Source organism: Geodermatophilus sp. CPCC 205506, assembly GCF_051383635.1.
Classification (GTDB): Bacteria; Actinomycetota; Actinomycetes; order Mycobacteriales; family Geodermatophilaceae; genus Geodermatophilus.
In genome coordinates this window covers 45,272-69,744 of the sequence record NZ_JALPKP010000023.1, presented here as the reverse complement: position 1 = coordinate 69,744, position 24,473 = coordinate 45,272, and the positions used below count along the sequence as shown (strand labels likewise).

The following is a 24,473-nucleotide window of genomic DNA, read 5'->3' as shown; positions in this document are numbered from 1 at the left end:
GCACCCCCCGCCCGTGATCGGGGCGTGCGGGCGGCGCCCGGACGGCTATCCGACCTCGGCCGCGCGGGCCGCCTGCAGGTCGAGGGCGATGTCGACGATCATGTCCTCCTGGCCGCCGACCAGCCGGCGGCGGCCGACCTCGAGCAGGATGGTGCGGACGTCGATGCCGTACCGGGACGACGCGGTCTCCGCGTGCCGCAGGAAGCTGGAGTAGACGCCGGCGTAGCCGAGGGTGAGGGTCTCCCGGTCGACCTGGACCGGCCGGTCCTGCAGCGGGCGGACCAGGTCGTCGGCGGCGTCCTGCAGCGCGAACAGGTCGCAGCCGTGCTGCCACCCCTGCAGGTCCGCCACGGCGATGAACGGCTCGATCGGGCAGTTGCCCGCCCCGGCGCCGTGCCCGGCCAGCGAGGCGTCCACCCGGGTGACCCCCTCCTCGACGGCGACGACGGAGTTGGCCACGGCGAGGGAGAGGTTCTGGTGGGCGTGGATGCCCAGCTGCGTGCCGGGGTCCAGCACGTCGCGGTAGGCGCGGACCCGCTCCCGGACGCCGTCCATCGTCAGCCGGCCGCCGGAGTCGGTGACGTACACGCAGTGCGCCCCGTAGGACTCCATCAGCGCGGCCTGCCGGGCCAGCTCGGCGGCCGGGGCCATGTGGCTCATCATCAGGAAGCCCGACACGTCCATGCCCAGGTCGCGGGCGGTGGCGATGTGCTGGGCGGCGACGTCGGCCTCGGTGCAGTGGGTGGCGATCCGGATCGACCGGACGCCGAGGGAGTAGGCGTGCTCCAGCTCGGCGATGGTGCCGATGCCCGGCAGCAGCAGGGTGGTGAGGACGGCGCGGGACAGGTTCTCCGCGGCGGCCTCGAGCCACTCCCAGTCGGTGTGGCTGCCCGGGCCGTAGGTGAGGCTGCCGCCGGCCAGCCCGTCGCCGTGGGCCACCTCGATGGCGTCGACCCCGGCGGCGTCCAGCGCGGCGACGATCCGGCCGACGTCGGCCGGGGTGATGCGGTGCCGGACGGCGTGCATGCCGTCCCGCAGCGTGACGTCCTGGACGTAGAGCTCGGTGGTCATGCCGTCACCTGCGCGGGAGTGCGGGTCGCGAGGGCCTCGCCGACCCGCACGGCGGCCGAGGTCATGATGTCGAGGTTGCCGGCGTAGGCCGGGAGGTAGTGCGCGGCGCCCTCGACCTCGAGGAACACCGTCACCCGGGTGGTCACCCGGGGCGCACCCTCGGGCAGCAGGGTGTGCACCGGCTCGCCCTCGGCGATCGGGGTGAACTGCACGTCCTGCTTGAGCCGGTAGCCGGGGACGTACCCGGCGACGGTCTTCGCCATCTCCGCCACCGACGCGCGGATGGCGTCGTGGTCGGCGTCGCCGATCAGGCAGAGCACGGTGTCGCGCATGATCAGCGGCGGCTCGGCCGGGTTGAGGATGATCACCGCCTTGCCGCGTCCCGCGCCGCCGACGGCCTCGATGGCGTGCGACGTGGTCTCGGTGAACTCGTCGATGTTGGCCCGCGTGCCCGGCCCGGCCGACCTCGACGCGATCGAGGCGACGATCTCGGCGTAGGGCACCGGGGTCACCCGGGCGACCGCGGCCACCATGGGGATCGTGGCCTGGCCGCCGCAGGTCACCATGTTGACGTTGGTCGCGTCCGCGGCCAGGTGCTGGTCGAGGTTCACCGGCGGGACGACGTAGGGCCCGATCGCCGCCGGGGTCAGGTCGACCAGCTTCTTGCCGTACGGCGCCAGCTTCTGCGCGTTGGCCACGTGCGCCTTGGCCGAGGTGGCGTCGAAGACGATCTCGATGTCGCCGAAGCCGTCCATCGCGATCAGCCCGTCGACGCCCTCGGACGTGGTGGGCACCCCCATCCGCCGGGCGCGGGCCAGCCCGTCGGAGTGGGGGTCGATCCCGACCATCGCGCCCATCACCAGCACCTCGGAGTGCCGGATCACCTTGATCATCAGATCGGTGCCGATGTTGCCCGACCCGATCACCGCCACCTTCGCCGTGCGCATCAGGCGTCCCTCCGGGAGAACGTGGCCGTGACGGTGCCGAGTGCGCCGATCTCCGCGACCACGACCGAGCCGGGCGGGGTGGGGGCCATCGGGCCGAGGGCGCCGGAGAGCACGACCTGGCCGGCCCGGAGCGGGTCGCCGACCTCTCGGGCGGTCCGCGCCAGCCAGGCCAGCGCGGCGAGCGGGTCGCCCAGGCAGGCCGCGCCGGTGCCCTCGGAGACGACCTCGCCGTCCAGGGTCATGCGCATGGCGGCCGCGACCGGCTCGAACTCCGCCAGGGTCGACCGCGTCTCCCCCAGCACGAACAGCCCGCTGGAGGCGTTGTCGGCCACGGTGTCGCCGAAGGTGATGTCCCAGCCGGCGATCCGGCTGTCGACGATCTCCAGCGCCGCGACGGCGTACTCCACCGCGCCGCGCACCTGGTCGGCGTCCAGCGGGCCCTCATCGAGGTCCGCACCGAGGACGAAGGCGATCTCGGCCTCGGTCCTGGGCTGGAGCAGCCGCCCGGACGGGACCTCGGCCAGGCCGGTCACGTCCATGTCGGCGAACAGGACGCCGAAGTCGGGGCGGTCCACACCCAGCTGGGCCTGCACCGCGGGCGAGGTCAGGCCGATCTTGCGACCGACGACGCGGGCGCCCTCGGCCAGCCGGCGCGCGGTGAGCCGCTGCTGCACCGCGTAGGCGTGCTCGACGTCGTCGGTGCCGATGAGATCGCGCACCGGCCGGCACGGAACGCCGGTCCGCGCGGCCACCTCGAGCCGCTCGGCGGCCTCGGCGACGGCCGCCCGCCGGGTGCGGGCCACGTCCGGTGGGGTGGTTGCCTGTGTCATCACTGTCCTCGGGGAGCCGGTGGGACCACGACCATGGCCGCCCCTCCCCCGGGACGCCTACCGCGGCGTTCCGATGTGCGGAACCCCAGCCGCCCTTCCGCGCCGCGGAAGTGCCGTGCCGGGCGGTCCGGCCACACCGGTCCACTGGACGGCACGCAGCGTCGGAGGCGCCTTGTGGCGCGCGCCACGCCGTGGTTCCGTTGTCCGTAGCGATCGTTACAGAGATCGTCGCCCCCGCGGAAGGACCACCATGACCTCCAGCCGTATCCCCGCCCCGCGGCGCCAGATGCCCGCCACCGCGGTGCAGCACGCCGTCGCCGCGCTCGCCGAGGGCCGCATGGTGGTCGTGGTCGACGACGCCGACCGGGAGAACGAGGGCGACCTCGTGGCCGCCGCCGAGCTGGTGACCGAGGAGCAGATGGCCTTCCTCGTCCGGCACAGCACCGGCATCGTCTGCGCCCCGATGCCCGCGGCCCGCGCCGACGAGCTGCGGCTGCCGGCGATGGTCACCGACAACACCGACGCCCACGGCACCGCCTTCACCGTCACCGTCGACTCGGTGCACACCGGCACCGGCGTCTCGGCCGCCGACCGCGCCCGCACCTTCCGCGCACTGGCCGACCCGGCCACCGGCCCCGCCGAGCTCCGCCGGCCCGGCCACGTCTTCCCGCTGCGCGCCCGTGCGGGTGGCGTCCTGGTGCGCGCCGGGCACACCGAGGCCACCGTCGACCTGCTGACCATGGCCGGGCTGTCCGGCGTCGGCGTCATCGGCGAGATCACCGCCGACGACGGCACCATGCGCAGCGGCGCCGACCTGCGCGCCTTCGCCGCCGAGCACGACCTCGTCGTCCTCGACATCGCCGACCTGGTCCGCCACCGACGGGCCACCGAGCGGCTCGTCGAGCTGGTGGCGACCGCCTCGATGCCCACCGAGTTCGGCACCTTCCGGGCGGTCGCCTACCGCAACGTCCTCGACGGCACCGAGCACCTCGCCCTGGTCATGGGGGACGTCGCCGCGGCCGGCCAGTCCGAGCGCGGCGCGCTGGTGCGGGTGCACAGCGAGTGCCTCACCGGCGACATCCTCGGCTCACTGCGCTGCGACTGCGGCGCCCAGCTGGAGCAGGCGCTCGCCGAGATCGCCGCCGAGGGCGTCGGCGCGGTCGTGTACCTGCGTGGCCACGAGGGGCGCGGGATCGGACTGGGCCACAAGATCCGCGCCTACGCCCTCCAGGAGGCCGGCCTCGACACCGTCGACGCCAACACCGCCCAGGGCCTGCCGGTCGACTCGCGCAGCTACGGCATCGGCGCCCAGATCCTCGGCGACCTCGGCATCCGCCGGCTGCGGCTGATCACCAACAACCCGGCCAAGTACGGCGGCCTCGACGGCTACGGCCTCGACATCGTCGGCCGGGTCGCGCTGCCGGTCGTGGAGACGCCGCACAACGTGCGCTACCTGCGGACCAAGCGGGAGCGGATGGGGCACCAGCTGTCCCCGGCCGCGGGCGCCGTCGTCCCCGGCTGATCCGGCCCCGCACGGTCCGCTCGCCCCGGGCGGGGGATGATCGTCTCGTGCCCGCCCAGCCCGGGGCCGGGACCGCCGAACGGGGAGCAGATGCCCAGGAAGACCGAGCGCCGGCACCGCCAGGGTGAGGAGTCCCGCCGGCGGATCCTCGAGGCCACCTTGGCGATCGCCGCCGAGCGTGGCTACGACGGCACCAGCCTGGGCCTGGTCACCGAGCGCGCCGGGCTGCCGGCCAGCTCCGTCTACTGGCACTTCGGCAGCAAGGACGAGCTGCTGGCCGAGGCGCTGGAGTACAGCTACCGCCGCTGGGCGGAGTCGATGCCGGCGCCGCGCTGGGAGGGCGGGCCGGCGGACCTGCGCGAGCAGCTGCGGGCCCGGCTGCGCCAGGGCGCCGCGGCCATCTCCACCTCACCCGAGTTCTGGCGGCTCGGGCTGATGCTGGCGCTGGAGAAGCGGGTGGTCGAGCCGGCCGCGCGCCGGCGCTTCCTCGAGGTGCGCCGGGAGGCCCGGCGGGTCAGCACCGCCCTGTGGCACCAGGTGCTGCCGGTCGAGGCGGTGGCGCAGGACCCGGAGCTGACCGAGCGGCTGGCCCGGTTCCAGATGGCCACCATGGACGGCCTGTACATCGGGCTGCGCGCCGACCCGGGGTGGGACCGCGACGCGGTCGTCGAGCTGCTCGCGGCCGGGCTGCACGCCGCCGTCAGCCGTGCGCTCCCGGTGCGCGCGTGAGCCGGCCCGCCCGCGCGCCGCAGGCGGAGGGGTCACGGGAGCGGATCCTCGCCGCCGCGGCCGCGATCGCCGCCGAGTCCGGCTACGAGGGCACCACCATCTCGAAGGTGACCCAGCGCTCGGGCCTGCCGGTCAGCTCGGTCTACTGGTTCTTCAAGGACAAGGACGAGCTGCTCGCCGGGGTCGTCCGGCACAGCTTCGCGGAGTGGGTCTCGGGGCAGCCGGACTGGGAGCCGATGCCCCCCGGGGCGTCCCTCGCCGACGGGCTGCGGGCGGTGCTCGACCACTCCGTCCGCACCCTCACCGAGGCGCCCGACTTCCTCCGCATCGGCCAGATGCTCACCCTGGAGAACCGGGCGACCGAGCCCGCGGCCCGCACCCTCTACGTGCGGATCCGCGCCGAGGTCGAGGAGCGGATCACCGACTGGTTCGCCGCCGGCCTCGACGACGAGGTGCGCGACCGGCGTCCGGAGCTGGCGCGCACCCTCGCCCGCTTCGTCATCGCGAGCACCGACGGGTACTTCCTGGCCCAGCAGATCGACGAGCCCTGGAACCCGGCGGAGCTGGTCGACCTGCTGGTCGGCACGGTGGAGGCGGCGGTCGCGGAGGCCGCCGGGGACGAGGAGGAGCGGGCATGAGCGGCGCCATCCGGTACGACCGGGCGCGGGCGGCGGCGGAGGCCGCGCTGGCCCACGCCGAGGGCATCGGAGTGCGGGTGAGCGTGGCGGTGGTCGACCTCGCCGGGATGGAGGTCGTCGTCGCCCGCGCGGACGGCGCCCCCGGGTTCACCGCCGGGATCGCCCGCGCGAAGGGGGCCACGGCGGCGGCGTTCCGCCGTCCCTCCGGCGAGCTGCGGGAGGTGGCCGAGCGGCGTCCCGAGGTGCTCGTGGTCGCCGGGGAGCAGCTGGGGTTCCGGCCGACGACGCTGGGCGGCGGGCTGCCGGTGGTGCGGGACGGCGAGGTGGTCGGCGGCGTCGGCGTGAGCGGCGCGACCCCCGAGGAGGACACCGCCTGCGCGGAGGCCGCCGTCGCCGTGCTCGCCGGGGCCTGACGCCCGGCCGGCTCCGTGCCGGCTCAGGACAGCGGCGCGAACCGGCCGAAGCCGCCCTGGTGGAACAGCAGCGGGGCCACGGGGTTGGCCACGTCGAGGGCGCGCACCCGGCCCAGCACGATGGCGTGGTCACCGCCGTCGACCTCGGACTCGAACGTGCAGTCGATCCACGCCACCGCGCCCGCCACGACCGGTGCGCCGGACGGGGACGGCGTCCACGCGATGCCGGTGAAGTCCTCCACCCCCTTGGTGCTGAACCGGCGGCACAGGTCCCCCTGGTCGGAGGCCAGCACGTTGACGCAGAAGGACGACGCGGTGCGCAGCCGCGCGAAGCGCTCGGAGCCGCGGGTGGGCAGGAAGGCGACCAGCGGCGGGTCCAGCGACACCGAGGTGAACGAGCCGACGACCATGCCGACCGGCGCCCCGGTCGCGTCGATCGCCGTCACGAGCACGACCCCGGTCGGGTAGTGCCCGAGCGTCGCCCGGAACCGCGTCGGGTCGACCTCCTGGGTGAGCGTCATGACACCGAGTCTGGGCACCGGCCCCCCCGCCGGGCACGGAGTCCGTGCCGCTGTCCGGGACGGCGTCAGGACGCCGTCGGACGGCGCACCTCGTACGGCAGCCGCTCCGGGCTCCACACCCCGGCGGGCGCGGTGATCGCGTCCAGCTCGGCCACGACGGCGGGGGCGAGCTGCCAGCTGCAGCCGGCGACGTTGGACCGCAGCTGCGCGACGCTGCTCACCCCGGCGATCACCGAGGCGACGCCGGGACGGCCGGCCAGCCAGGCCAGCGCCAGCTCGCTGAGCGGGCGTCCCAGCCGGCCGGCCAGCGCGCGGAGGCGGTCGAGCGTGGCGTGGTGCGCCGGGACGTCCATCGTGTCGACGATCCCGCTGCCGGCGGCGCCGCGGGTGCCGGCCGGGCGGGGCGCACCCCGCCGGTACTTGCCGGTGAGGAAGCCGCCGGCCAGCGGGTGGTAGGGCAGCACGCCGACACCGGTGCGCCGGGCGTAGGGCAGCACCTCGGCCTCCAGCCCCCGGGCCAGCAGGTGGTAGTAGTCCTGGACGGTCGCGAAGGCCTGCCGCCCCCGCGCGTTCGCCAGGTGGTTGGCCTCGCTCACCCGCCAGGCGCCGGCATTGCAGATGCCCAGCGCCCGCACCTTGCCCTCGCGCACGAGGTCGTCGAGGACGTCGAGCAGCTCGGCGGGATCGACGCCGTCGCGCGGGAAGTGCAGTTGGTAGAGGTCGATCCGGTCGGTGCCCAGGCGGCGCAGGCTGGCCTCGGCCGCCCGGCGGACGTGCGCGGCCACCGGGGCGTCGTCCAGCTGGCGCAGGTTGAACTTGGTGGCGATGACCATGCGGTCGCGGCGGGCGCCGAGCGCCGCCCCGACGAGGGCCTCCGACCGCCCCTGCCCGTAGACGTCGGCGGTGTCGACGAGGTCGACGCCCAGGTCGAGGGCGGCGGCGATCACCTCGCGGGTGGCCGCGGCGTCCAGCCGGGGCGGGCCGAGGACGTTCCCGCCCAGCCCGCACACCGACACGGTGAGGTCGCTGGTGCCCAGCCGCCGGCGGGGCAGCGTCGCCACGGTGCTCGTCATGGAGGTCCTCCTCGGTGGGGTCGTGCGCCCGTATCCGAGGCGAGGCGCCCGCACCGAGCCACCCTCGCGTGCCACTCCGCGGCACGGCCGGTGCGGGGCCGTGCGCGTAACCGCTGGTCAGGAGGCGCGTCGAGTCGGACCACCCGAAGGAGGGCCGCAAGACCCTTCCCTTCTCTGTATCGACCGCTACAGTGAGTCCTGACACGGTGATCGCCGTCACTCCCCAGGCGGCACCGCAGCAGCTGGACCGGCACCCCCGAGAGAAGGGCTCCTCCATGACCCTCACCGCCGAGGTCGTCTCCTCCACCCCCGCCCCCCGCCGGCCCGGGTCGGATCCCGAGGGCGGCGACCGGGCGGGGGCACCCACGTCGGTGAGCAAGGCCCTCCAGCTGCTCGACGCCTTCCGGCTGGCCGGGCCCAGCCTCGGCGTGAGCGAGCTCGCGCGCCGGGCCGGCGTCCCCAAGTCGACGGCGTTCCGGCTGCTGGCCTACCTGGAGCAGGGCGGCTACGTGGAGCGGACCGGCACCGACTACCGCCTGGGCTGGCGGCTGTTCGAGCTCGGCAACCGGGTGCACCACTGCCGCCCGCGCGGGCTGCGCGACCTCGCCCTCCCCTACCTGAGCGAGCTGTACGTGAGCACCGGCAACGTGGTGCACCTCGGCGTCCTCGAGGGCAACGACGTCGTCTACCTGGAGAAGATCCACGGGCACCGCGCCGTCCGGACCCCCACCACCGTCGGCGGCCGCATGCCGGCCGCCTGCGTCGGGCTCGGCAAGGCGATCCTCGCCTTCGGCGACGCCGGCACCGCCCGCCGGGTGGTCTCCGCCGGCCTCGAGCGGCGGACGCCGTACTCGATCGCCGAGCCGGGGCGCTTCCTCAACGAGCTCGGCCGGGTGCGCACCAACGGCATCGCGTTCGACCGCGAGGAGGCCGCGCTGGGGCTGACCTGCGTCGCGGCGCCGATCCTCGTCGACGGGCGGGCAGTGGCCGCGATCTCGGTGTCCGGCTCGACGACCCGGTTCAACCCGAGCGTCAACGCGGCCCACGTGCGCCGGGCCGCGGCCCAGATCTCGGCCGAGTACGCGGCGGCCCAGGCCGCCTGACGTCTGCACGGGACGAGGGGCCGGTCCGCAGCCGCGGACCGGCCCCTCGTTCCGGGTCCGGACTCTCCGCGCGGGAAGTCCGGACCTCACCCCCCACGGTTTCCGCGGAAACCGCCGCTCGGGGGGCCTCGAGGGAGGCGGTGCCGGGCTCAGATGGCGGTGAGGCCCGGCGGCAGCGGGTGGCCGAAGCGCAGCCGGCCGTCCGCGTCGTACATCGGGTCGGCGACGTTGCAGATGTGGTTCATGCCGGCGTGCAGGTCCCGCCAGTAGCGCTGCAGCGGGTTGTCGCTGCGCAGGCCGCCCCCGCCGGTGACGGCGAAGACCCGGTCGACGGCGTCCACGGCGCGGCGGGAGGCGCGCACCTGGTTGCGCCGGATCTCCACCCGGGTGGCGAGGTCGACGCGGCCGCCGGCGCACACGACGTCGTACATCCGCTGGATGTCGGCGAGGAAGTGCACCCGGCTCGCCGCGACGTCGGCGGTGGCCGCTCCGAGCACACCCAGGTCCGCGGCGGAGGGGCGCCCCGCCGCCGTCGGGCGCATCCGCAGGTGCGCGACCGCGTGCGCCACCGCGCCCTCGGCCATCGCGAGGGTGGCGGCGATGATGGCCGAGGCGAACATCGTGTGGTTGGGCATCCGGTAGAGCGGGACGTCGCCCCGCCCGGCCACCTGGGCGGCCCGCCCCTCCCGCAGGTCGGCCGGGTCGATCACCCGGTGGTCGGGGACGAAGGCGTCGCGGATGACGACGTCCTTGCTGCCGGACCCCTGCAGGCCCATCACCTGCCAGGAGTCGTGCAGCACCTCGTAGTCGCGCCGGGGCAGGACGAAGTGCCGGAACGGCTCGGGCGGCTGCGGCCGCCCGTCGTCGTCCACCAGGAGCCCGCCCAGGACCACCCACTCGCAGTGGTCGGTGCCCGAGGAGAAGGGCCAGCGGCCGCTGAACCGGTAGCCGCCCTCGACCCGCCGGGCCCGGCCGAAGGGCGCGTACGGGGAGGCGACCCAGGTGTCGGGGTCCAGGCCCCAGATCTCGTCCTGCACCCGCCGGTCGGCCTGGGCGATCTCGAAGGGGTGGACGCCCACCACGCCGCTGACCCACCCGGCCGCCGCGGAGCGGGCGCCCACGGCGAGCACGGTCTCGAAGAACTCCACCGGCGAGGCCTCGAAGCCGGCGTACTCGACCGGCTGCAGCAGCCGCACCACCCCGGCCGCGCGGAGCTGCTCGGCGGTGTCGTCGGGCAGGCAGCCGAGCGCGTCGGCCTCCTCGGCCCGGGCAGCGAGCTCCTCGGCCAGCTTCTCGACCCGTTCCCGCACCTCGTGCACGCTGCTCGTCCCCTCTCCGCTGCCTGACTGCCGGGGCGCCGTCCGGGGCCCGGAACGCCGCTGCGGAGCCGGCCGGGCCGGGCTCCGCAGCGGGGATCTCGTCGTGTGGTCCGGGTCGGCTCAGACGTCCGGCTCGTTGGGGTCGGTCCGCTTGTGGCCCCAGTAGCTGGGGACGTCGTAGCGGGACGGCGTCCAGGTGGCGTCGTCGATGAGCTTGCCGCCGAAGCCGTACTCGACCTGGAAGCCCGACGGCGTCTTCACGTAGAACGACAGCATCTCGTCGTTGGAGTGCTTGCCGAACGTCGAGGCGATCGGCGCCGCACCGGCCTGCACCTCGTCCCACGCGCGCCCGACGACGTCGAGCTCGTCCACCTCGAACATCAGGTGCCCGACGCCCTGCGGCGCGAACGGGATCGGCGCCCACGCGAAGGAGTGGTGCCGCTCGTTGGCGTGCGTGAAGGTGCCGTACATCCCGGGGCCGAAGTCGATGTAGTCGCTCAGCCTGAAGCCCAGGATGTCGAGGTAGAGCGCGTTGTAGGCGTCGTTGTCGCGGACCATCTGGAAGGCGTGGCCCAGGCCGCCGGCGCCGGTGACGAACCGGGCCCCGGTCGGCGAGACGAAGCGCGCCCGGTCCTTCTTCAGGCCGTAGAACAGCTCGAGCCCCTGGCCCTCCGGGTCGTCGAAGGAGACGATCCCGCTGACCTGGCGCTCCTGGGCCAGCGCGGCGTCGCCGCGCTTGACCGCGTAGCCGTTGCTCTCCAGGGCGGTGGCGAGCTCCTCCAGCTCACGGGGGCCCTTGACCTCCCAGCCCAGCACGGTGACCGCGTCGGCCTCCCCGCGGCGGACGTCGACCCGGTAGGCCTTGTCGTCCATCCGCAGGACCAGGCGGTCCTCGGTCGCGGTGACCGGCTGCAGACCCAGCAGGTCGCAGGCGAACTCCTTCCAGGCGCCGAGGTCGCGCGCCTCGACGATCGCGTATCCCAAGCCGACGACTTCGGCCATGACGTCCCCTCCGGGGTGGGTTCGATGTGGTGTGGACGAGGTCCGGCACCGATGCTCTGCGGGTCCCCGGGAGGGGTCCAGCAGCGTGTGCCGGGGAGCGGAATGGCTGGTCAGCGGTTCAGGACGAAGTCCCGGACCAGCCGGTTGAACTCCTCGGCGTGCTCGAGCTGGGCCCAGTGGCCGCACCGGTTGAGCAGCACCAGCCGCGCGTCGGGGATCAGCGCGACGAGCTCCAGGGAGTGCTCGAAGTGCACCACCCGGTCGTCGCGGCCGTGGAAGAGCAGCGCGGGGACGCGCACCTGGGCCAGCTTGGCGGGGTCCACCCAGGGCCGGCCGCGGCTCATCCCGGCGATGAAGTTGGCCAGGTGGTCGGGGCGGGCCCGGGCGGCCTCGGAGCGCTGCAGCACCAGCTCGTCGGAGGCGAAGGCGGGGTCGAAGGTCATGATGTCGACCAGCTCGCGCATCACCGCCGGCGAGGGGTCGCGGTAGCCCTTCTGCAGGATCTTCAGACCCTCGGTGGGGCCGTCGCCGGGCTGGAAGAGCACCGGGCCGGGTGAGCCCGCGCCCATGGTGATCAGGTGCGACATCCGGCCGGGGTGCTCGGTGGCGAAGCGCAGCGTCGTCGCGCCGCCCATCGAGTTGCCGACGAACGCCGCCTTCTCGATGCCGAGGGCGTCGAGCAGGTGCAGGGCCGCGGTGACGTGGTCGCGCTCGTCGGGGGTGACCGTGTCCGACTGCCCCCAGCCGGGCATGTCGGCGGCGATCACCCGGAAGTCGTCGGCGAGCACCGTCATGTTCGGCCCGAAGTTGCTCCAGCCGGTCGCCCCCGGGCCGCTGCCGTGCAACAGGAGGAGCGGGTGGCCCTCGCCGGCCTCGTTGATGTGGATCTTGCCGCTCGGCGTCTGCACCGTCCGGCTGGTGCTCTCCGCCGTCAGTTCCTGGGGCACGTCGGTCTCCTCTGGTCCTCGCGCGGCGCGCTGTCGAAGGTGTGCCTGGAGCGTTCCGTCCGGCGCCGGATCCGGGAACCGAGCGGTGCCACGCTGCGGAACGGGCGTCCCGGCGAACGACCCGCGGCCCGCGCCCGGACGTGCGGCAGGGCCGCCGGCACGGGGTGCGCCGGCGGCCCTGCTGCTGGGGTGCGGTCGGGCCGGCCTACTCCTGCACCCAGACGTAGCGGGCGTCGAAGGCCGTCGTCCCGGGCAGGCTGCCGGGGAAGCCACCCACCTCGTCGCCGACGTAGAAGGCCATGGCGTGCTGGATCTGCGGCATGAACGGCAGCCACTCCCCCAGCACCTGCTGGATCTCCTCCAGCAGCGGGCCACGGTCCTCCGGTGCGGTCACGCGGGCCTGGTCGAGCAGCGCGTCGAGCTCCGGGTTGCCGGCGTGCCCGATGTTGGAGGGCACGTCGCTGCGGAAGCTGACGCTGAGCACCTTGAACGCCTCGGCGTTGACGCCGATGAAGCGGTGCTGGGCCTGGTAGTTGCCCGAGAGCGCCTCGGTGATCATGGTCGGCTGGTCGCCCACCTCGATCTCCATGGTGATCCCGGCGTCGGCCAGCATCTGCTGCATGATCTGCGCCTGCTGCTGGAACTCCGGCGGCGAGGTCGTGGTCAGGGTGAAGGTCGGCTCGTTGCCGGTGTCGGCGGTGTACTCCTCCACCAGCGCCCGGGCGGCCTCCGGGTCGTGGGCCGGCCAGGCGGTGTCGACGTAGAACGGGTGGTCCTCGGGGAAGATGCCCCGCATCGGGGTCTGCAGCCCGTCGAACACCGCCTCGTTGAGGCCCTCCAGGTCGATCGCCTGGATGACGGCCTGCCGGAACCGGATGTCGTCGAACGGCGCCTGGCTCATGTTGAACAGCAGGTTGTAGTACGTCGACGCCGGCTGGCGCAGCACGGTCAGCCCGGCGTCCTCCGCCTGCGCGAAGTCCGTGGAGACCTGCGTCATCGCGATGTCGATGTCACCGGACTGCGCGGCGGCCAGGCGGGCCTGGCTGTCGGTGGCCGTGACGAAGCGCAGCGAGTCCAGGTACGGGACGCCGTCGATGCGGTAGTCCTCGTTGGCCACGAGCACGATGTCGCCGCCGGGCTGGAAGGACTGGACCTCGAACGGGCCGACGCCGACCGGGGCCGAGCCGTAGCCGGCACCGAGCGCGGCGTACGCGGTCGGCGACGGGACGTACGCCGCGGCGAACGCGGCACCCGTCGGGGCGAACGTCGTCGGGAAGGTCATGTTCGCCGCGGGCAGCGTGAAGGTGACCGTGGTGTCGTCGGCCGCGGAGTACGAGGCGATCGCCCGGATGTCACCGGCCGAGGAGGAGGTCGAGCCCTCCGCCTTGATCCGGTCCAGGTGGGCCACGACCGCGGCGGCGGTGAACGGCGTGCCGTCGTGGAAGGTGACGCCCGAGGGCAGCGTCATCGTCCAGTTCGTGCCGTCGTCCGTGGTCTCCAGCGACTCGGCCAGCTCGGGGACGACGTTGCCCTCGGCGTCGAAGCCCATGAGGCTGTCGTGGACGAAGCGGGTGACCTCCTGCCCGGCGCTGCCGAGCTGGGCCAGCGGGTCGAGCGTCTCGACCGGGGCGATCATCCCGACGACGAGCTCGCCGCCCTCGGTGGGATCGGTGCGCTCGAGCAGCTGACCACCGGCCTCGTTGAGCGAGATGCCCTCGCCCTCGGCGCTGATCTCGCCGATCTCGGTGGCGGCCGCGTCGCTGCCGTCGCTGCCTCCGCACGCGCTCAGGACGGTCGCGGCCACGGCGGCGGCGCCGACCAGACGCCAGGTGCGTCTCATGCCGAACTCCTCTCCGACGACGGCTCGCGCCGCTCGTCCTCCGACGGCCCCCGGAGGGCCGGCGGCCCGGGCTGGGCCGGGCTGCTGCCGAGCGATGTTCGAGGTCACACGGGGCGGGGGACACTGACGCGTGCCGGTCGCCGGAACGCCTGTGCTGCCCGGCCGGCACGGCAGGACCCGGCCGCCACGTGCACGGCAGGACCCGGCCGCCACGTGCACGGCAGGACCCGGCCGCGGACAGCACGGCAGGACCCGGCCGCGGACAGCACGGCAGGACCCGGCCGCGGACAGCACGGCAGGACCCGGCCGCGGACAGCACGGCAGGACCCGGCCGCGGACAGCACGGCAGGACCCGGCCGCGGACAGCACGGCAGGACCCGGCCGGGGGCAGCACGGCAGGACCCGGCCGCGGACAGCACGCGACACCGGCCGCCGGGTGCCCGGCGGCCGGTGTCGGGCAGCCGGCCGGCCCGCTCAGATCGGGTGGTGGCAGGCCACCTCGTGCTCGGGGCCGACGGCGGTCAGCGGCGGCATCTGCGCCGAGCAGATCTCGGTCGCGGCCGGGCAGCGGCCGGCGAACGGGCAGCCGACGGTGCCGGAGGTGGCCGGGCGGCCGACCTCGCCGCCGGCGCGGGGGGCGCGGCGCTCGGTCCGCGGCCCGGGCACCGACGACAGCAGCAGCGCCGTGTAGTGGTGCCGGGGTGCGGCGTAGAGGTCGGCGGACGGCGCGATCTCGACCAGCTTCCCCAGGTACATGACCGCCACCCGGTCGCTGATGTTGCTCACCACGGCCAGGTCGTGGGAGATGAACACCATCGACAGGTCGTACTCGGCCTTCATCCGCTCCAGCAGGTTGAGCACCTGCGCCTGCACCGAGACGTCGAGGGCCGAGACCGGCTCGTCGCAGACGAGCACCTCGGGTTCCTGCACGACCGCGCGGGCGATGGAGATGCGCTGGCACTGCCCGCCGGAGAGCTCGTGCGGGCGGCGGCGGGCCATCTGGTCGTCGACCCCGACCTCCGCGAGCACCTCAAGGGCCCGCCCCCGGGGATCGGCGGAGCCGACCAGCCGCAGCGGCTCGGCGACGATCTCCAGCGCCGTCCGGCGGGGGTTCAGGGAGGAGATCGGGTCCTGGAACACCAGCTGCAGGCGCCGGCGCACCGGCCGCAGCTGCGCCGTCGAGAGCCCGGTGAGCAGCTCGCCGTCCAGCCGGACCTCCCCGGCCGTGGGTGGCGGCAGCTGCACCAGGGAGCGGCCCATCGAGGACTTCCCGCAGCCGGACTCGCCGACCAGGCCCAGGGTCTCCCCCTTCCGCACCGACAGGCTGACGTCGTCCACGGCCCGGACCGGGGCCCGGCCGCGGGCGCGGTACTCCACGACGACGTTGTCGGCGGTGAGGATCCGGCGGTCGCGGGGCCGGACGCCGGCCAGGACCACCGGGGCCGGGATGGCGGTGCTCATGCGGACCCTCCGGGGACGGCGGCGGACACGGGGGAACCTGCGGCCACCGGGACCAGCAGGTCGTGCGGGCGCAGGCAGGCGACCGAGCGGCCCGGTGCCGACGGTGTGAGCGGCGGGAAGGACTCGGCGCAGTCGTCCCCGGCGCGGGGGCAGCGGTCGCGGAACGAGCAGCCCGGTGGCAGGTCGACCAGGCGCGGCGGCCGGCCGGAGATGGTCTTGAGCAGGGTGTGCGGCGGGTTCTCCAGGCGCGGGCGGGCCTGCTCGAGCAGCCGCGTGTACGGGTGCTCCGGGGCGTCGAAGACCGCCTCGGCCGGCCCGCTCTCCACGACCCGGCCGGCGTACATCACCGACACCTCGTCGCAGCGCTCGGCGATCAGTCCGAGGTCGTGGGAGACCAGCAGGATGGCCAGCCCGCGCTCCTCGCGCAGCCGGTCGAACAGATCGAGGATCTGCGCCTGCACCGTCACGTCCAGCGCGGTGGTCGGCTCGTCGGCGATGAGCAGTTGCGGGTCGCAGGACAGGGCGATGGCGATCATCACCCGCTGCCGCTGCCCACCGGAGAGCTCGTGCGGATAGGCACGCAGCCGGGCCTCCGGGTGGGGGATGCCGACCTGGCGCAGCAGCTCGACGGCCGTGTCCCGCGCCTGCCGCCGGGACAGCCCCTTGTGCAGCCGCAGCGGCATCGCGATCTGATGGCCGATCCGCATGACCGGGTTGAGCGCGGTCATCGGGTCCTGGAAGACCATCGCGATCTGCCGGCCGCGGATGTCGCGGCCCATCTCCTCCTCGCTCAGGCCGAACAGGTCCCGGCCGGCGAACCGCACCGCGCCGTCCCGCCGGACCAGGCTGCGCCGCGGGAGCAGGCCCAGCACCGACCGGGAGGTCACCGACTTCCCCGACCCGCTCTCCCCCACCAGGCCGTGCACGGTGCCGGCCTCGATGCGCAGCGAGACGCCGTTGACCACCTCCGCAACGCCGGCCGGGGTGGCGAAGTGCACGCGCAGGTCCTCGATCTCGAGCAGCGCCCCGCCGCTCGCCGTCGTGCCGTTCACAGGACCGACTCCCGGATGTCGAAGCGCTTGCCGAGGTGCTCGGCGAGGAAGTTCAGTGCGAGGAGGGTGATGAACATGGCGAAGGCCGGCAGCAGCACGATGTGCGGGTCGGTGGCCAGCTCGGAGCGGCCGGTGCCCATCATCGAGCCCCAGCTGGACTCCGGCGGGGGGACGCCGAGGCCGAGGAAGCTCAGGGACCCCTCGGCGACGATCGCCACGGCGACCAGCACGGTGGCGTAGGCCAGGACCGGCACCACCACGTTGGGCAGGATCTCCCGGCGCAGGATCCGCCAGCTGCCGGCGCCCATGCCGCGGGCCGCGGTGACGAACTCGCGATTGGTGAAGGCCATCGTCGCGGAGCGGGTGACCCGGGCCACCGCCGGCGAGGCGACGATGCCGATCCCGATGATGATCGTGTCCAGCCCGGGGCCGAGGAAGACGCCCAGGGCGATCAGCGCGACGAGGGCCGGGAAGGCCAGCATCACGTCGACGACGCCGCTGACGACCCGGTTGACCCGCCCGCCGAAGAAGCCGGCGCAGATGCCCAGCGCCGCGCCGATGAGCACCGCGACGGCGATCGAGCCGATGCCCACGGTCAGGCTGACCCGGGCGCCGGTGATCAGCCGGGCCAGGATGTCGCGGCCGATCTCGTCGGTGCCCAGCAGGTGCGCCCCCGACGTGCCGGGCGGTTCGGCGATCGCGCCGTAGTCGCTGCGGGTCGGGTCGGGCAGCGGCAGCAGTGGCTGCAGCACGATCGCGGCCAGCAGCAGCACCAGCCAGCCCAGCGACAGGGAGACCACGAGGCGGCGGGGGCGACGTCGGCGCCGGCGGGCTCCGGTCGCCTCCGGCGGCGGGACGGGGGCGACCACCGCGGTGGTCGCCGGCTCGACGTTGCCGGTGACGGTCATGCGCGCACCCTCGGGTCCAGAAGGGAGTGGAAGAGGTCGACGAGGAAGTTCGCGACGACGTACGCGGCGGCGACGACGAGGATGATCCCCTGCACCAGCACGTAGTCGCGGTTGTTGATGGCGCTGAACAGCAGGGTCCCGAGGCCCGGGATGCCGGAGATCAGCTCGATGATCAGCGCGCCGCCCACCAGCGTCCCGATGTTGATGCCGACGACCGTGATCAGCGTCGGCAGCGAGGGCTTGAGCGCGTACCGGTAGAGGATCGTGCGGTTGCGCAGCCCCTCGGCCCGCGCCATGAGGATGAAGTCCTCCTGCAGCGTGCGGATCATCTCGTTGCGCAGCACCCGCAGGTAGAGCGGGATGAGCCCGGCGGCCAGTGCCAGCGTGGGGATGGTCAGCGACATGAGGTTGTCGGCGAGCCCCTCGGAGATCGGCACGTAGCCCAGGGCCGGCAGGAGGCTCAGCTGCACGGCCAGTACCAGGATCAGCACCAGGGCGACCATGAAGTTCGGGATCGACTGGAGGCCGAAGGTGAAGAAGGCGGTCACCCGGTCGAACACGCCGTCCCGACGGCGCGCCGCCATCACCGCGACCGGCACGGCCACGGCCAGCGACACGATCTCGGCCAGGACCAGCAGCTCGACGGTCACCGGCAGCCGGTCGCCGATCGCCTCCACCACGGTCTGGCTGGTGCGGTAGGACTGCCCGAGGTCGCCCTGCACGGCGTCGCCCAGCCACAGCACGAAGCGCCACAGCAGCGGCTGGTCCAGCCCCAGCTCGCGGCGGATCTCCTCCACCGCGCCCGGCGTGGGGTTGTCGCTGGAGGCGACGATCACCTCGGCGGTGTCGCCCGGCAGCAGGTCCAGCAGGACGAAGACGAGGAAGCTCACCCCCAGCAGGACCGCTGCGAGGTGCCCCACGCGCGCCCCGACGATTCTCAGGTTGGTCACGTCCACCCTCCGTCTCCGGCCGGCGCGGCGGCCGGCGGACCGGACGCTAGGGGCGGGTCCGGGGAGTGGCGACGGTCACGTTCCGGGGACCGGCACGGGCGGTTCAGGCGGCGACCGGGCCCTCGTCACGCGGGTCGTCGAGGCGGGCCAGCCGCAGCCGCCCGCGCAGCCGGGCCAGGACGGCGAAGGCGACGACGAGCAGGACGCCGGCGGCCACCACGGTCGGGCGGGGTCCGGCCACGTCCGCGACCCAGCCCTGCAGCAGGGCGCCGAGCGGCGTCGCGCCGGTGAACACCATGATCCGCAGCGCGAGCACCCGGCCCCGGACGGCGTCGGCGACGATCATCTGGACCGAGGTGTTGACCGCGGAGATGACCGCGAGGAACGCGCCACCGACCACGACCAGCGCGGCGAGCGCGACCGGGAAGGTCGGCGCCAGGCCGAAGCCGGTCACCGCGACGCCGTAGGCGAGCAGCCCCCAGCGGACGGTGCCCGCGGACGTGCGGGAGCGGCCACCGGACACCAGCGGCGCGGCCAGCACCGCGCCCACCCCGAAGGCGACGTTGAGCAGGCCGAGGCCGACCGGGCCGACGTGCAACTCGTCCTCGGCGAAGACGACGGTGAACTGGAAGACCGGGTTGCCGAGCAGGGCGACGACGACCACGACGACGAAGCCGACGAGGATGCCCGGCTGCCCCCGGGTGTAGCGGACCGCCGCCCCGAAGGACCGGAGCACCTTCTCCCGCGGCGGCCGCGGGCCGCGGGGCCGAATCGGCCGCACCAGCGCCAGGGCACCGAGGACGAACAGGAACGACAGCCCGTTGAGCAGGAAGGCCCAGGCGGGACCGAAGGCGGCCAGCAGCACGCCGGCGATCCCGGGTCCCAGGGAGCGGGCGGCGTTGAACTGCAGCGAGTTGAGGGTGATCGCCGAGACGAGGTCCTCGCGGGGCACCAGGTCGTTCACGAACGACTGCCAGCTGGGCATGTTGACGCCGGCCAGCGAGCCCGCCACCGCGACCAGCGCGAGCACGAGCACCGGGTCGCGCAGGCCGCCGGCCCACGCCCCCCACAGCAGCAGCGCGGCCAGCGCCATGCAGCTCTGGGTGACCAGCAGGACGCGCCGCCGGTCGTGGCGGTCGGCCAACGCCCCGCCGAGCGGGCCCAGCAGCAGGCTTGGCGCGAACTGGGCGGCCGTGGCCAGGCCGACCCAGAAGGCGCTCCCGGTCAGCTGGTACAGCACGTACGGGACGGTGAGGTTGGACAGCCAGCTGCCGGTGTTGGACACCAGCGCGCCGCACCAGAAGATCGCGTAGTCGCGGTGGCGGAACGCCCGCAGCGCGTGCCGCAGCCCGCGCGGGGCGGGTGCGGGTGCCGCCGGGGGCTCGGTGCGCGCCAGGGTCAGCGCGGCGTCGTCCCGGCTCTGCGGGGCGGCCGCGGGGTCGGCCGGGTCGGCGGTGCGACGGCCGGCGGGGCCGTCGTCCACCCGCGTCACGACCTCCCCGCCGGCGACGGGACCAGCGCGGCGCCGGCCGGGCGGGCCACCGGGTCGGGTGCCTGCCCGGTGGCCGGTCCCGGCGTCCGCAGCTGGACGGCGGCGACCACCAGGCCCAGCGCGAGGATCCCGGTGAGCACGCCGAGCGCCGCGACGTAACCGCTGGTGAGGGCGGCGACCTGGGTCGCGCCGAGGGCGCCGCCCCGGCCTGCGAAGAAGAGGTCGGCCGTGGCCGCCGGGACGCCGCCGACCACGACGGTCAGCGCGACGGCGGTCGACAGCGTCATACCTCCCGACTGTGCCATCACCCGGATCGCGTTCACCCCACCGGCCCGTTCCGGCGGGGCGCTGCGCAGGAGCATGCTCGAGTTCAGCGGGTGCAGCACGCCGTTGCCCAGGCCGATCACGCCCATGCACACGAGCACCGGCACGGTGCGGCCGCCGGCGCCGACCGCCCACACCAGCCCGCCCATCCCGGCGACGCAGACCGCCGCGGACCCGACGACCAGCCGGCGCTCCTCCACCCACCGGGTCAGCCCGTCGGCCACCAGCGCGCCCACGGTGAGGCCCACCGCCAGCGGGGTCACCGCGAGCGCCGCCGCGAGGGGTGAGGCGCCGCGCACGCCCTGGAAGTAGAGGCCGACCACGGCGACGACGCTCATCCGCGGCATCGCGAGCAGGAACCCGGCGGCCAGGGAGAGCGAGAACGACCGGACGCGGAACAGCGCCAGGTCGATCGCCGGCCGGGCGGCGCGGCGCTCGACGAGCAGGAAGACCGGGAACAGGACGGCGAAGACGGCGATGCCGCCGACGACGACCGGGTCCCCCCACCCCTCCCGGCTGGCGCTCGACAGCCCCAGCAGCAGCGCGGCCAGCCCGACGAGGACGACGGTGTTGCCGCCGACGTCGACGCGGCCCGCCCGGCGCGGTCCGGGCGGGACGGTGCGAAGCAGCCGCCAGCCGCCGGCCAGCGCGAGCAGCCCGATCGGCACGGTGGCCCAGAACAGCCAGCGCCAGCCGAACCACGTCGTCACCAGCCCGCCGAGGGCGGGGCCGGCGACCTGGGCGACGGAGAAGCCGGCCAGGTAGACGCCCATCGCCCGGTTGAGCAGCTGCCGCGGGAAGACCGCGGCGAGGATCGTCACCGCGTTGCACAGCAGGGCGGCGGCGGCGACGCCCTGCACCGCCCGGAGCGCGAGGAACACCTCGGCGGTCGGGGCCGACCCGAGCCCGAGGCTGGCCGCGGTGTAGAGCGCGAGCCCGGCGAGGAACATCCGCCGCCGGTCGACCGAGTCGGCCACCTGGCCCATGACGATCAGCAGCGAGGTGTTGACCAGCATGTAGCCGAGCAGGATCCAGGTGGCCTGCACCGAGCCGGCGTCGAGGTCGTCGACCACCGCCGGCAGGGCGATGGTGAGCATGGTGCCGGACAGCGACATGAGGATCGTCGCGACGAAGACGACAGCGAGGACGCCCCACGCCGGGCGCGGGACACCGGCCGTCTCCCGCCCGTGCCCTCCCCGCCCGCGCCGCACCCGTGGCCTCCCGCCTGCCGTGGTCTCTCCGGATCCGCCCCCGCGCCGCGGCCGGTCCCGGTCGCGGGGCGGGAGCCGGGTCACCAGCCGAAGGGGTCCGGTTCGTAGCCGAACAGCTTGAGCCCGTAGGCCTGGTACATCGGGTCGGCGACGTTGCAGACGTGCACCAGGCCGGCGTGGCAGTCCCGCCAGAACCGCTGCATCGGCTGGCTGAGCCGCAGCGACCCGCCGCCGGAGTGGGCGAAGAGCCGGTCGACGGCGTCGATGGACCGGCGCACGGCCCGCACCCCGTTGCGACGGAGCTCCAGCCGGAACTCGTCGCTCAGGTGCTCGCCGCGCTCGACGACGTCCATGGCGCGCTTCCAGTCGTCGAGAAAGTGCACCCGGCTGGCCGCGATGTCCGCGGCCGCCTCGCCCAGCGTGGACAGGTGCGCCGGGTCGTTGGTCGTCGTCCCGCCCTTCACCGTGATCCGGGTGCGCGAGTAGGCGACGAACGCGGCCAGCGCACCCTCGGCCATCCCGAGGGTGCCGGCGTTGATCGCGGCCGGGAAGATCGAACCGAACGGGATGGCGTAGAGCGGCTGCTCCCGCCCGACCTCGCGGGCCTGGACGCCGTGGTCGAACCGCTCCAGCGCGCCGACCCGGTACTCGGGGACGAACACGTCGTCGACGGAGACGTCCTTGGAGCCGGTGCCGCGCAGGCCCACGACCTCCCACGAGTCGTGGTGGATCGTGTAGTCCCCGCGCGGCAGGACGAAGTGCCGCGGCGTGGGGTTGGCGATGTTCCCGGCCCCGTCGGTCACCAGCCCGCCGAGGATGATCCAGTCGCAGTTGTCGGTGCCCGAGGAGAACGGCCACCGGCCGCTGAACAGGTAGCCGCCCTCGACCGGCGTGGCCCGCCCGAGCGGCGCGTACGGGGAGGCGATCCAGGTGTCCGGGTCCTCGCCCCACAGCTCGTCCTGCAGCTTGACCGGGAACTGGCCGAGCTGCCAGGGGTGGACGCCGACGACGCCGGCGACCCAGCCTGCGGCCGGGTTGCGGGCACCGACGGCGAGCACGGTCTCGAAGAACTCGGCGGGGGTGGCCTCGAAGCCGCCGTAGTCCTTGGGCTGGAGCATCCGGATCACCCCGGCCTCGCGGAGCTTCTGCGCCGTCTCCTGCGGGAGGCGCCCCTCCTGCTCCGCCTCCGCGGCGTGCGACTCGAGGTAGTCGGCGATCTCCTCGACACGCTCCAGGACCTCGTGCATCGTTCGTCCTCCGATCCGGGTGGGTGACGGTCAAGGCGACCGACGCGGCCGATCGTGTCCCCGGTTCCGGACGGGGCGGTAGGAAGCGGTGCCGCCTGCCGGAACGGCCGGTCCAGAGCGGTCACGCGACCCGGACGGCGAGGCCCTCGAGCCCGGGCACGGCCGGGAAGGCGGCCATCACCTCGGGGTCGTGACCGGGCACCACCAGGTGCGGCGAGTCGGCCAGCTCGCTGATCCGGTCGAACGCCGCGTACATGCCCGGGAGGCTGTTGACGATGGAGAACGGCCGGTCGGACCGGATGTTCTCGTAGAAGTGGGCGGCGTCGGAGGCGAGCACCACCCAGCCCTCCGCCGTCCGCACCCGGGTCACCTGGGTGCCCGGCGTGTGCCCGCCGACCAGGTGCACCGAGACCCCGGGCACCAGCTCGACGTCGCCGTCGACGATCCGCGCGCCGCCGTCCCACGCACGGCGCAGCACGTGCACCACGTCGTCGGGTTCCAGGGTGCGGCGGAAGTCGCCGCGGCCGGCCCACCGGCCGGCCACGAACTGCGTCTCCCGCTCCTGGACGACGACCGTCGCGTCCGGGAAGTCGGCGACCTGCCCGATGTGGTCCCAGTGCAGGTGGCTGACCACCAGGGTGCCGACGTCGGCCGGGGCGACGCCGAGCCGGCGCAGGGTGTCGACCGGGGAGGCGAGGTAGCGGCGGTTGCGCCGCTGCGCGGTGGCCGCGGTGTAGCCGGCGTCGACGAGGACCACGTGCTCGGCCGAGCGGGCCAGCCAGACGAAGTAGTCGGTGGGGTGGCTCTCCAGCGGGCGTGGCTCGGGACCGTAGAAGTGCGAGCCGCGCACCGCGCCCGGGTCCTCGGCGAACTTGATCGCGTAGACCTCGTACACCGCGGCGCTCACCGGGCCGCCCGGGCCGACGCTCCCGGGACGGCGTCGGCCGCCCCGGGAGCCCCCGCCGGCCGGTAGGAGACCAGGCGCACGGCTCAGGCGTTGCGAACGAAGTCGGCCACGAGCCGGTTGAACTCGGCGGCGTGCTCGATCTGCGCCCAGTGCCCGCACCGGTTGAGCAGCACCAGCCGCGAGTTCCGGATCATCGAGACCAGCCGCAGCGAGTGCTCGAAGTGCACCACCCGGTCGTCGCGGCCGTGGATCAGCAGAGCCGGGGTCTGGATGGAGGTGATCTGCTCGGGGGTGGCCACGGTGCGCACCGGGCCGCCGCCGGCCATGCCGGTGATCCAGTTGGCCAGGTGGTCGGGGCGCGCCGCGGCGGCGTCCGCCCGGATCCTGGCCAGCTCGTCGGTGGCGAACTCCGGCGCGAAGGTCATGATCTCGACCAGCCGCTTCATCGTCTCCGGCGTCGGGTTCCGGTACCCCTCGGCGAGGACCTTGAGCCCCTCGCTGGGCCCGTCGCCGGGGCTGAACAGGGGCGGCACGGAGAAGAAGCTGCCCGGCCCCATGGTGATCAGGTGGCTGATCCGGTCCGGGTGGCGGGCGGCGAAGGTCACCGCCGTCATGCCGCCCATCGAGTTGCCGACCAGCGCCGCCTTCTCGATCTCCAGGGCGTCCATGAACTCGAGCACCGCGTTGGGGTGGTCGTAGACGTCGGGGGTCGAGGCGTCGGACCGGCCCCAACCGGGGGCGTCGACGGCGAGCACGCGGAAGCGCTCCGACAGCGGGCCGATGTTGGGCCGGAAGTTGCTCCAGCCGGTGGCCCCGGCCCCGCTGCCGTGCAGCAGGATCAGCGGCGTGCCCTCGCCGGCCTCGTTGTAGTGGATCTTCCAGCTGCGCGTCCGGACGTAGCGGCTGGTGCCCTCGTCGGTCGGCTCCGGGCTCGTCTGCGGCGTGGCCATGTCGGCGGCTCCCTGG

The 24,473-nt window shown here is 74.4% G+C and carries 23 protein-coding genes; 5 read left to right on the top strand and 18 right to left on the bottom strand.

The features are described 5' to 3' along the window. Positions 1-45: 45 nt before the first annotated feature. The 3 genes from dmpG to MY520_RS14730 are packed head-to-tail and all read right to left on the bottom strand — an operon-like array spanning position 46 to position 2,848. Entirely contained in the window at positions 46-1,071 is a 1,026-nt protein-coding gene (dmpG, locus tag MY520_RS14740) for a 4-hydroxy-2-oxovalerate aldolase (protein ID WP_436692963.1), read from the bottom strand. Beyond that, positions 1,068-2,018 (bottom strand): acetaldehyde dehydrogenase (acetylating), encoded by a 951-nt coding sequence (locus MY520_RS14735; protein ID WP_436692962.1) that lies wholly within the window; start codon positions 2,016-2,018, stop codon positions 1,068-1,070. The genes dmpG and MY520_RS14735 overlap by 4 nt, the downstream gene beginning before the upstream one ends. Beyond that, complete coding sequence (locus MY520_RS14730) at positions 2,018-2,848, bottom strand: 2-keto-4-pentenoate hydratase (RefSeq protein WP_436692960.1); 831 nt, start codon at positions 2,846-2,848, stop codon at positions 2,018-2,020. Before MY520_RS14730 ends, MY520_RS14735 begins: the two co-directional genes overlap by 1 nt. A 250-nt stretch (positions 2,849-3,098) precedes the next feature. Here MY520_RS14730 and MY520_RS14725 point away from each other — a divergent pair, with 250 nt between their 5' ends. The 4 genes from MY520_RS14725 (at position 3,099) to MY520_RS14710 (ending at position 6,150) form a co-directional block, all read left to right on the top strand. Then, the gene (locus tag MY520_RS14725) at positions 3,099-4,370 is read left to right on the top strand and encodes a bifunctional 3,4-dihydroxy-2-butanone-4-phosphate synthase/GTP cyclohydrolase II (protein ID WP_436692958.1); all 1,272 of its coding nucleotides are present in this window, start codon (positions 3,099-3,101) and stop codon (positions 4,368-4,370) included. Positions 4,371-4,460: 90 nt separating this feature from the next. Beyond that, positions 4,461-5,099 (top strand): TetR/AcrR family transcriptional regulator, encoded by a 639-nt coding sequence (locus tag MY520_RS14720; RefSeq protein ID WP_436692956.1) that lies wholly within the window; start codon positions 4,461-4,463, stop codon positions 5,097-5,099. Beyond that, positions 5,096-5,737, top strand: a complete 642-nt coding sequence (locus MY520_RS14715) for a TetR/AcrR family transcriptional regulator (protein WP_436692955.1) — start codon at positions 5,096-5,098, stop codon at positions 5,735-5,737. The genes MY520_RS14720 and MY520_RS14715 overlap by 4 nt, the downstream gene beginning before the upstream one ends. Next, positions 5,734-6,150 (top strand): heme-binding protein, encoded by a 417-nt coding sequence (locus MY520_RS14710; RefSeq protein ID WP_436692953.1) that lies wholly within the window; start codon positions 5,734-5,736, stop codon positions 6,148-6,150. The genes MY520_RS14715 and MY520_RS14710 overlap by 4 nt, the downstream gene beginning before the upstream one ends. A 23-nt stretch (positions 6,151-6,173) precedes the next feature. Here MY520_RS14710 and MY520_RS14705 read toward each other — a convergent pair whose 3' ends face one another. Further along, positions 6,174-6,671, bottom strand: a complete 498-nt coding sequence (locus tag MY520_RS14705) for a flavin reductase family protein (protein ID WP_436692951.1) — start codon at positions 6,669-6,671, stop codon at positions 6,174-6,176. Between the two features lie 65 nt (positions 6,672-6,736). Then, positions 6,737-7,744 (bottom strand): aldo/keto reductase, encoded by a 1,008-nt coding sequence (locus MY520_RS14700; RefSeq protein ID WP_436692949.1) that lies wholly within the window; start codon positions 7,742-7,744, stop codon positions 6,737-6,739. Positions 7,745-7,950: 206 nt separating this feature from the next. Here MY520_RS14700 and MY520_RS14695 point away from each other — a divergent pair, with 206 nt between their 5' ends. Next, on the top strand, positions 7,951-8,847 hold the full coding sequence (locus MY520_RS14695) for an IclR family transcriptional regulator (RefSeq protein WP_436692947.1): 897 nt from the start codon (positions 7,951-7,953) through the stop codon (positions 8,845-8,847). Between the two features lie 149 nt (positions 8,848-8,996). On the opposite strand, the gene MY520_RS14690 is transcribed toward MY520_RS14695, so the two are convergent. From MY520_RS14690 to MY520_RS14630, 13 genes are all read right to left on the bottom strand, one after another. After that, the gene (locus MY520_RS14690; RefSeq protein WP_436692946.1) at positions 8,997-10,166 is read right to left on the bottom strand and encodes a hypothetical protein; all 1,170 of its coding nucleotides are present in this window, start codon (positions 10,164-10,166) and stop codon (positions 8,997-8,999) included. A gap of 120 nt (positions 10,167-10,286) precedes the next feature. Beyond that, on the bottom strand, positions 10,287-11,168 hold the full coding sequence (locus MY520_RS14685; RefSeq protein ID WP_436692945.1) for a VOC family protein: 882 nt from the start codon (positions 11,166-11,168) through the stop codon (positions 10,287-10,289). Positions 11,169-11,278: 110 nt separating this feature from the next. Next, positions 11,279-12,115: an alpha/beta fold hydrolase gene (locus MY520_RS14680; RefSeq protein WP_436692944.1), complete on the bottom strand. Its 837-nt coding sequence runs from the start codon at positions 12,113-12,115 to the stop codon at positions 11,279-11,281. 205 nt (positions 12,116-12,320) lie between these two features. Further along, positions 12,321-13,955: an ABC transporter substrate-binding protein gene (locus MY520_RS14675; protein ID WP_436692942.1), complete on the bottom strand. Its 1,635-nt coding sequence runs from the start codon at positions 13,953-13,955 to the stop codon at positions 12,321-12,323. Positions 13,956-14,429: 474 nt separating this feature from the next. Further along, positions 14,430-15,416 (bottom strand): ABC transporter ATP-binding protein, encoded by a 987-nt coding sequence (locus MY520_RS14670; protein WP_436692940.1) that lies wholly within the window; start codon positions 15,414-15,416, stop codon positions 14,430-14,432. Beyond that, positions 15,413-16,468, bottom strand: a complete 1,056-nt coding sequence (locus MY520_RS14665) for an ABC transporter ATP-binding protein (RefSeq protein ID WP_436692938.1) — start codon at positions 16,466-16,468, stop codon at positions 15,413-15,415. Before MY520_RS14665 ends, MY520_RS14670 begins: the two co-directional genes overlap by 4 nt. Beyond that, complete coding sequence (locus tag MY520_RS14660; protein ID WP_436692937.1) at positions 16,465-17,376, bottom strand: ABC transporter permease; 912 nt, start codon at positions 17,374-17,376, stop codon at positions 16,465-16,467. Before MY520_RS14660 ends, MY520_RS14665 begins: the two co-directional genes overlap by 4 nt. Beyond that, positions 17,373-18,326: an ABC transporter permease gene (locus tag MY520_RS14655; protein ID WP_436692935.1), complete on the bottom strand. Its 954-nt coding sequence runs from the start codon at positions 18,324-18,326 to the stop codon at positions 17,373-17,375. The genes MY520_RS14660 and MY520_RS14655 overlap by 4 nt, the downstream gene beginning before the upstream one ends. 103 nt (positions 18,327-18,429) lie before the next feature. After that, positions 18,430-19,818 (bottom strand): MFS transporter, encoded by a 1,389-nt coding sequence (locus MY520_RS14650; protein WP_436692933.1) that lies wholly within the window; start codon positions 19,816-19,818, stop codon positions 18,430-18,432. Further along, a complete protein-coding gene (locus tag MY520_RS14645) occupies positions 19,815-21,353 on the bottom strand; it encodes an MFS transporter (RefSeq protein WP_436692931.1) in 1,539 nt (512 codons plus the stop codon). Before MY520_RS14645 ends, MY520_RS14650 begins: the two co-directional genes overlap by 4 nt. Before the next feature lie 80 nt (positions 21,354-21,433). After that, a complete protein-coding gene (locus MY520_RS14640; RefSeq protein ID WP_436692930.1) occupies positions 21,434-22,600 on the bottom strand; it encodes an acyl-CoA dehydrogenase family protein in 1,167 nt (388 codons plus the stop codon). Positions 22,601-22,721: 121 nt separating this feature from the next. Continuing rightward, the gene (locus MY520_RS14635) at positions 22,722-23,507 is read right to left on the bottom strand and encodes an N-acyl homoserine lactonase family protein (protein ID WP_436692928.1); all 786 of its coding nucleotides are present in this window, start codon (positions 23,505-23,507) and stop codon (positions 22,722-22,724) included. An 83-nt stretch (positions 23,508-23,590) separates the two neighbouring features. Then, entirely contained in the window at positions 23,591-24,457 is an 867-nt protein-coding gene (locus MY520_RS14630; protein WP_436692926.1) for an alpha/beta fold hydrolase, read from the bottom strand. Positions 24,458-24,473 lie beyond the last annotated feature (16 nt).

Coding starts and splice junctions, on each gene's coding strand:
- MY520_RS14720 (WP_436692956.1), top strand. CDS start 4,461: ATGCCCAGGAAGACCGAGCGCCGGCACCGCCAGGGTGAGGAGTCCCGC.
- MY520_RS14730 (WP_436692960.1), bottom strand. CDS start 2,848: ATGACACAGGCAACCACCCCACCGGACGTGGCCCGCACCCGGCGGGCG.
- MY520_RS14670 (WP_436692940.1), bottom strand. CDS start 15,416: ATGAGCACCGCCATCCCGGCCCCGGTGGTCCTGGCCGGCGTCCGGCCC.
- MY520_RS14735 (WP_436692962.1), bottom strand. CDS start 2,018: ATGCGCACGGCGAAGGTGGCGGTGATCGGGTCGGGCAACATCGGCACC.
- MY520_RS14685 (WP_436692945.1), bottom strand. CDS start 11,168: ATGGCCGAAGTCGTCGGCTTGGGATACGCGATCGTCGAGGCGCGCGAC.
- MY520_RS14675 (WP_436692942.1), bottom strand. CDS start 13,955: ATGAGACGCACCTGGCGTCTGGTCGGCGCCGCCGCCGTGGCCGCGACC.
- MY520_RS14710 (WP_436692953.1), top strand. CDS start 5,734: ATGAGCGGCGCCATCCGGTACGACCGGGCGCGGGCGGCGGCGGAGGCC.
- MY520_RS14640 (WP_436692930.1), bottom strand. CDS start 22,600: ATGCACGAGGTCCTGGAGCGTGTCGAGGAGATCGCCGACTACCTCGAG.
- MY520_RS14660 (WP_436692937.1), bottom strand. CDS start 17,376: ATGACCGTCACCGGCAACGTCGAGCCGGCGACCACCGCGGTGGTCGCC.
- MY520_RS14705 (WP_436692951.1), bottom strand. CDS start 6,671: ATGACGCTCACCCAGGAGGTCGACCCGACGCGGTTCCGGGCGACGCTC.
- dmpG (WP_436692963.1), bottom strand. CDS start 1,071: ATGACCACCGAGCTCTACGTCCAGGACGTCACGCTGCGGGACGGCATG.
- MY520_RS14630 (WP_436692926.1), bottom strand. CDS start 24,457: ATGGCCACGCCGCAGACGAGCCCGGAGCCGACCGACGAGGGCACCAGC.
- MY520_RS14700 (WP_436692949.1), bottom strand. CDS start 7,744: ATGACGAGCACCGTGGCGACGCTGCCCCGCCGGCGGCTGGGCACCAGC.
- MY520_RS14725 (WP_436692958.1), top strand. CDS start 3,099: ATGACCTCCAGCCGTATCCCCGCCCCGCGGCGCCAGATGCCCGCCACC.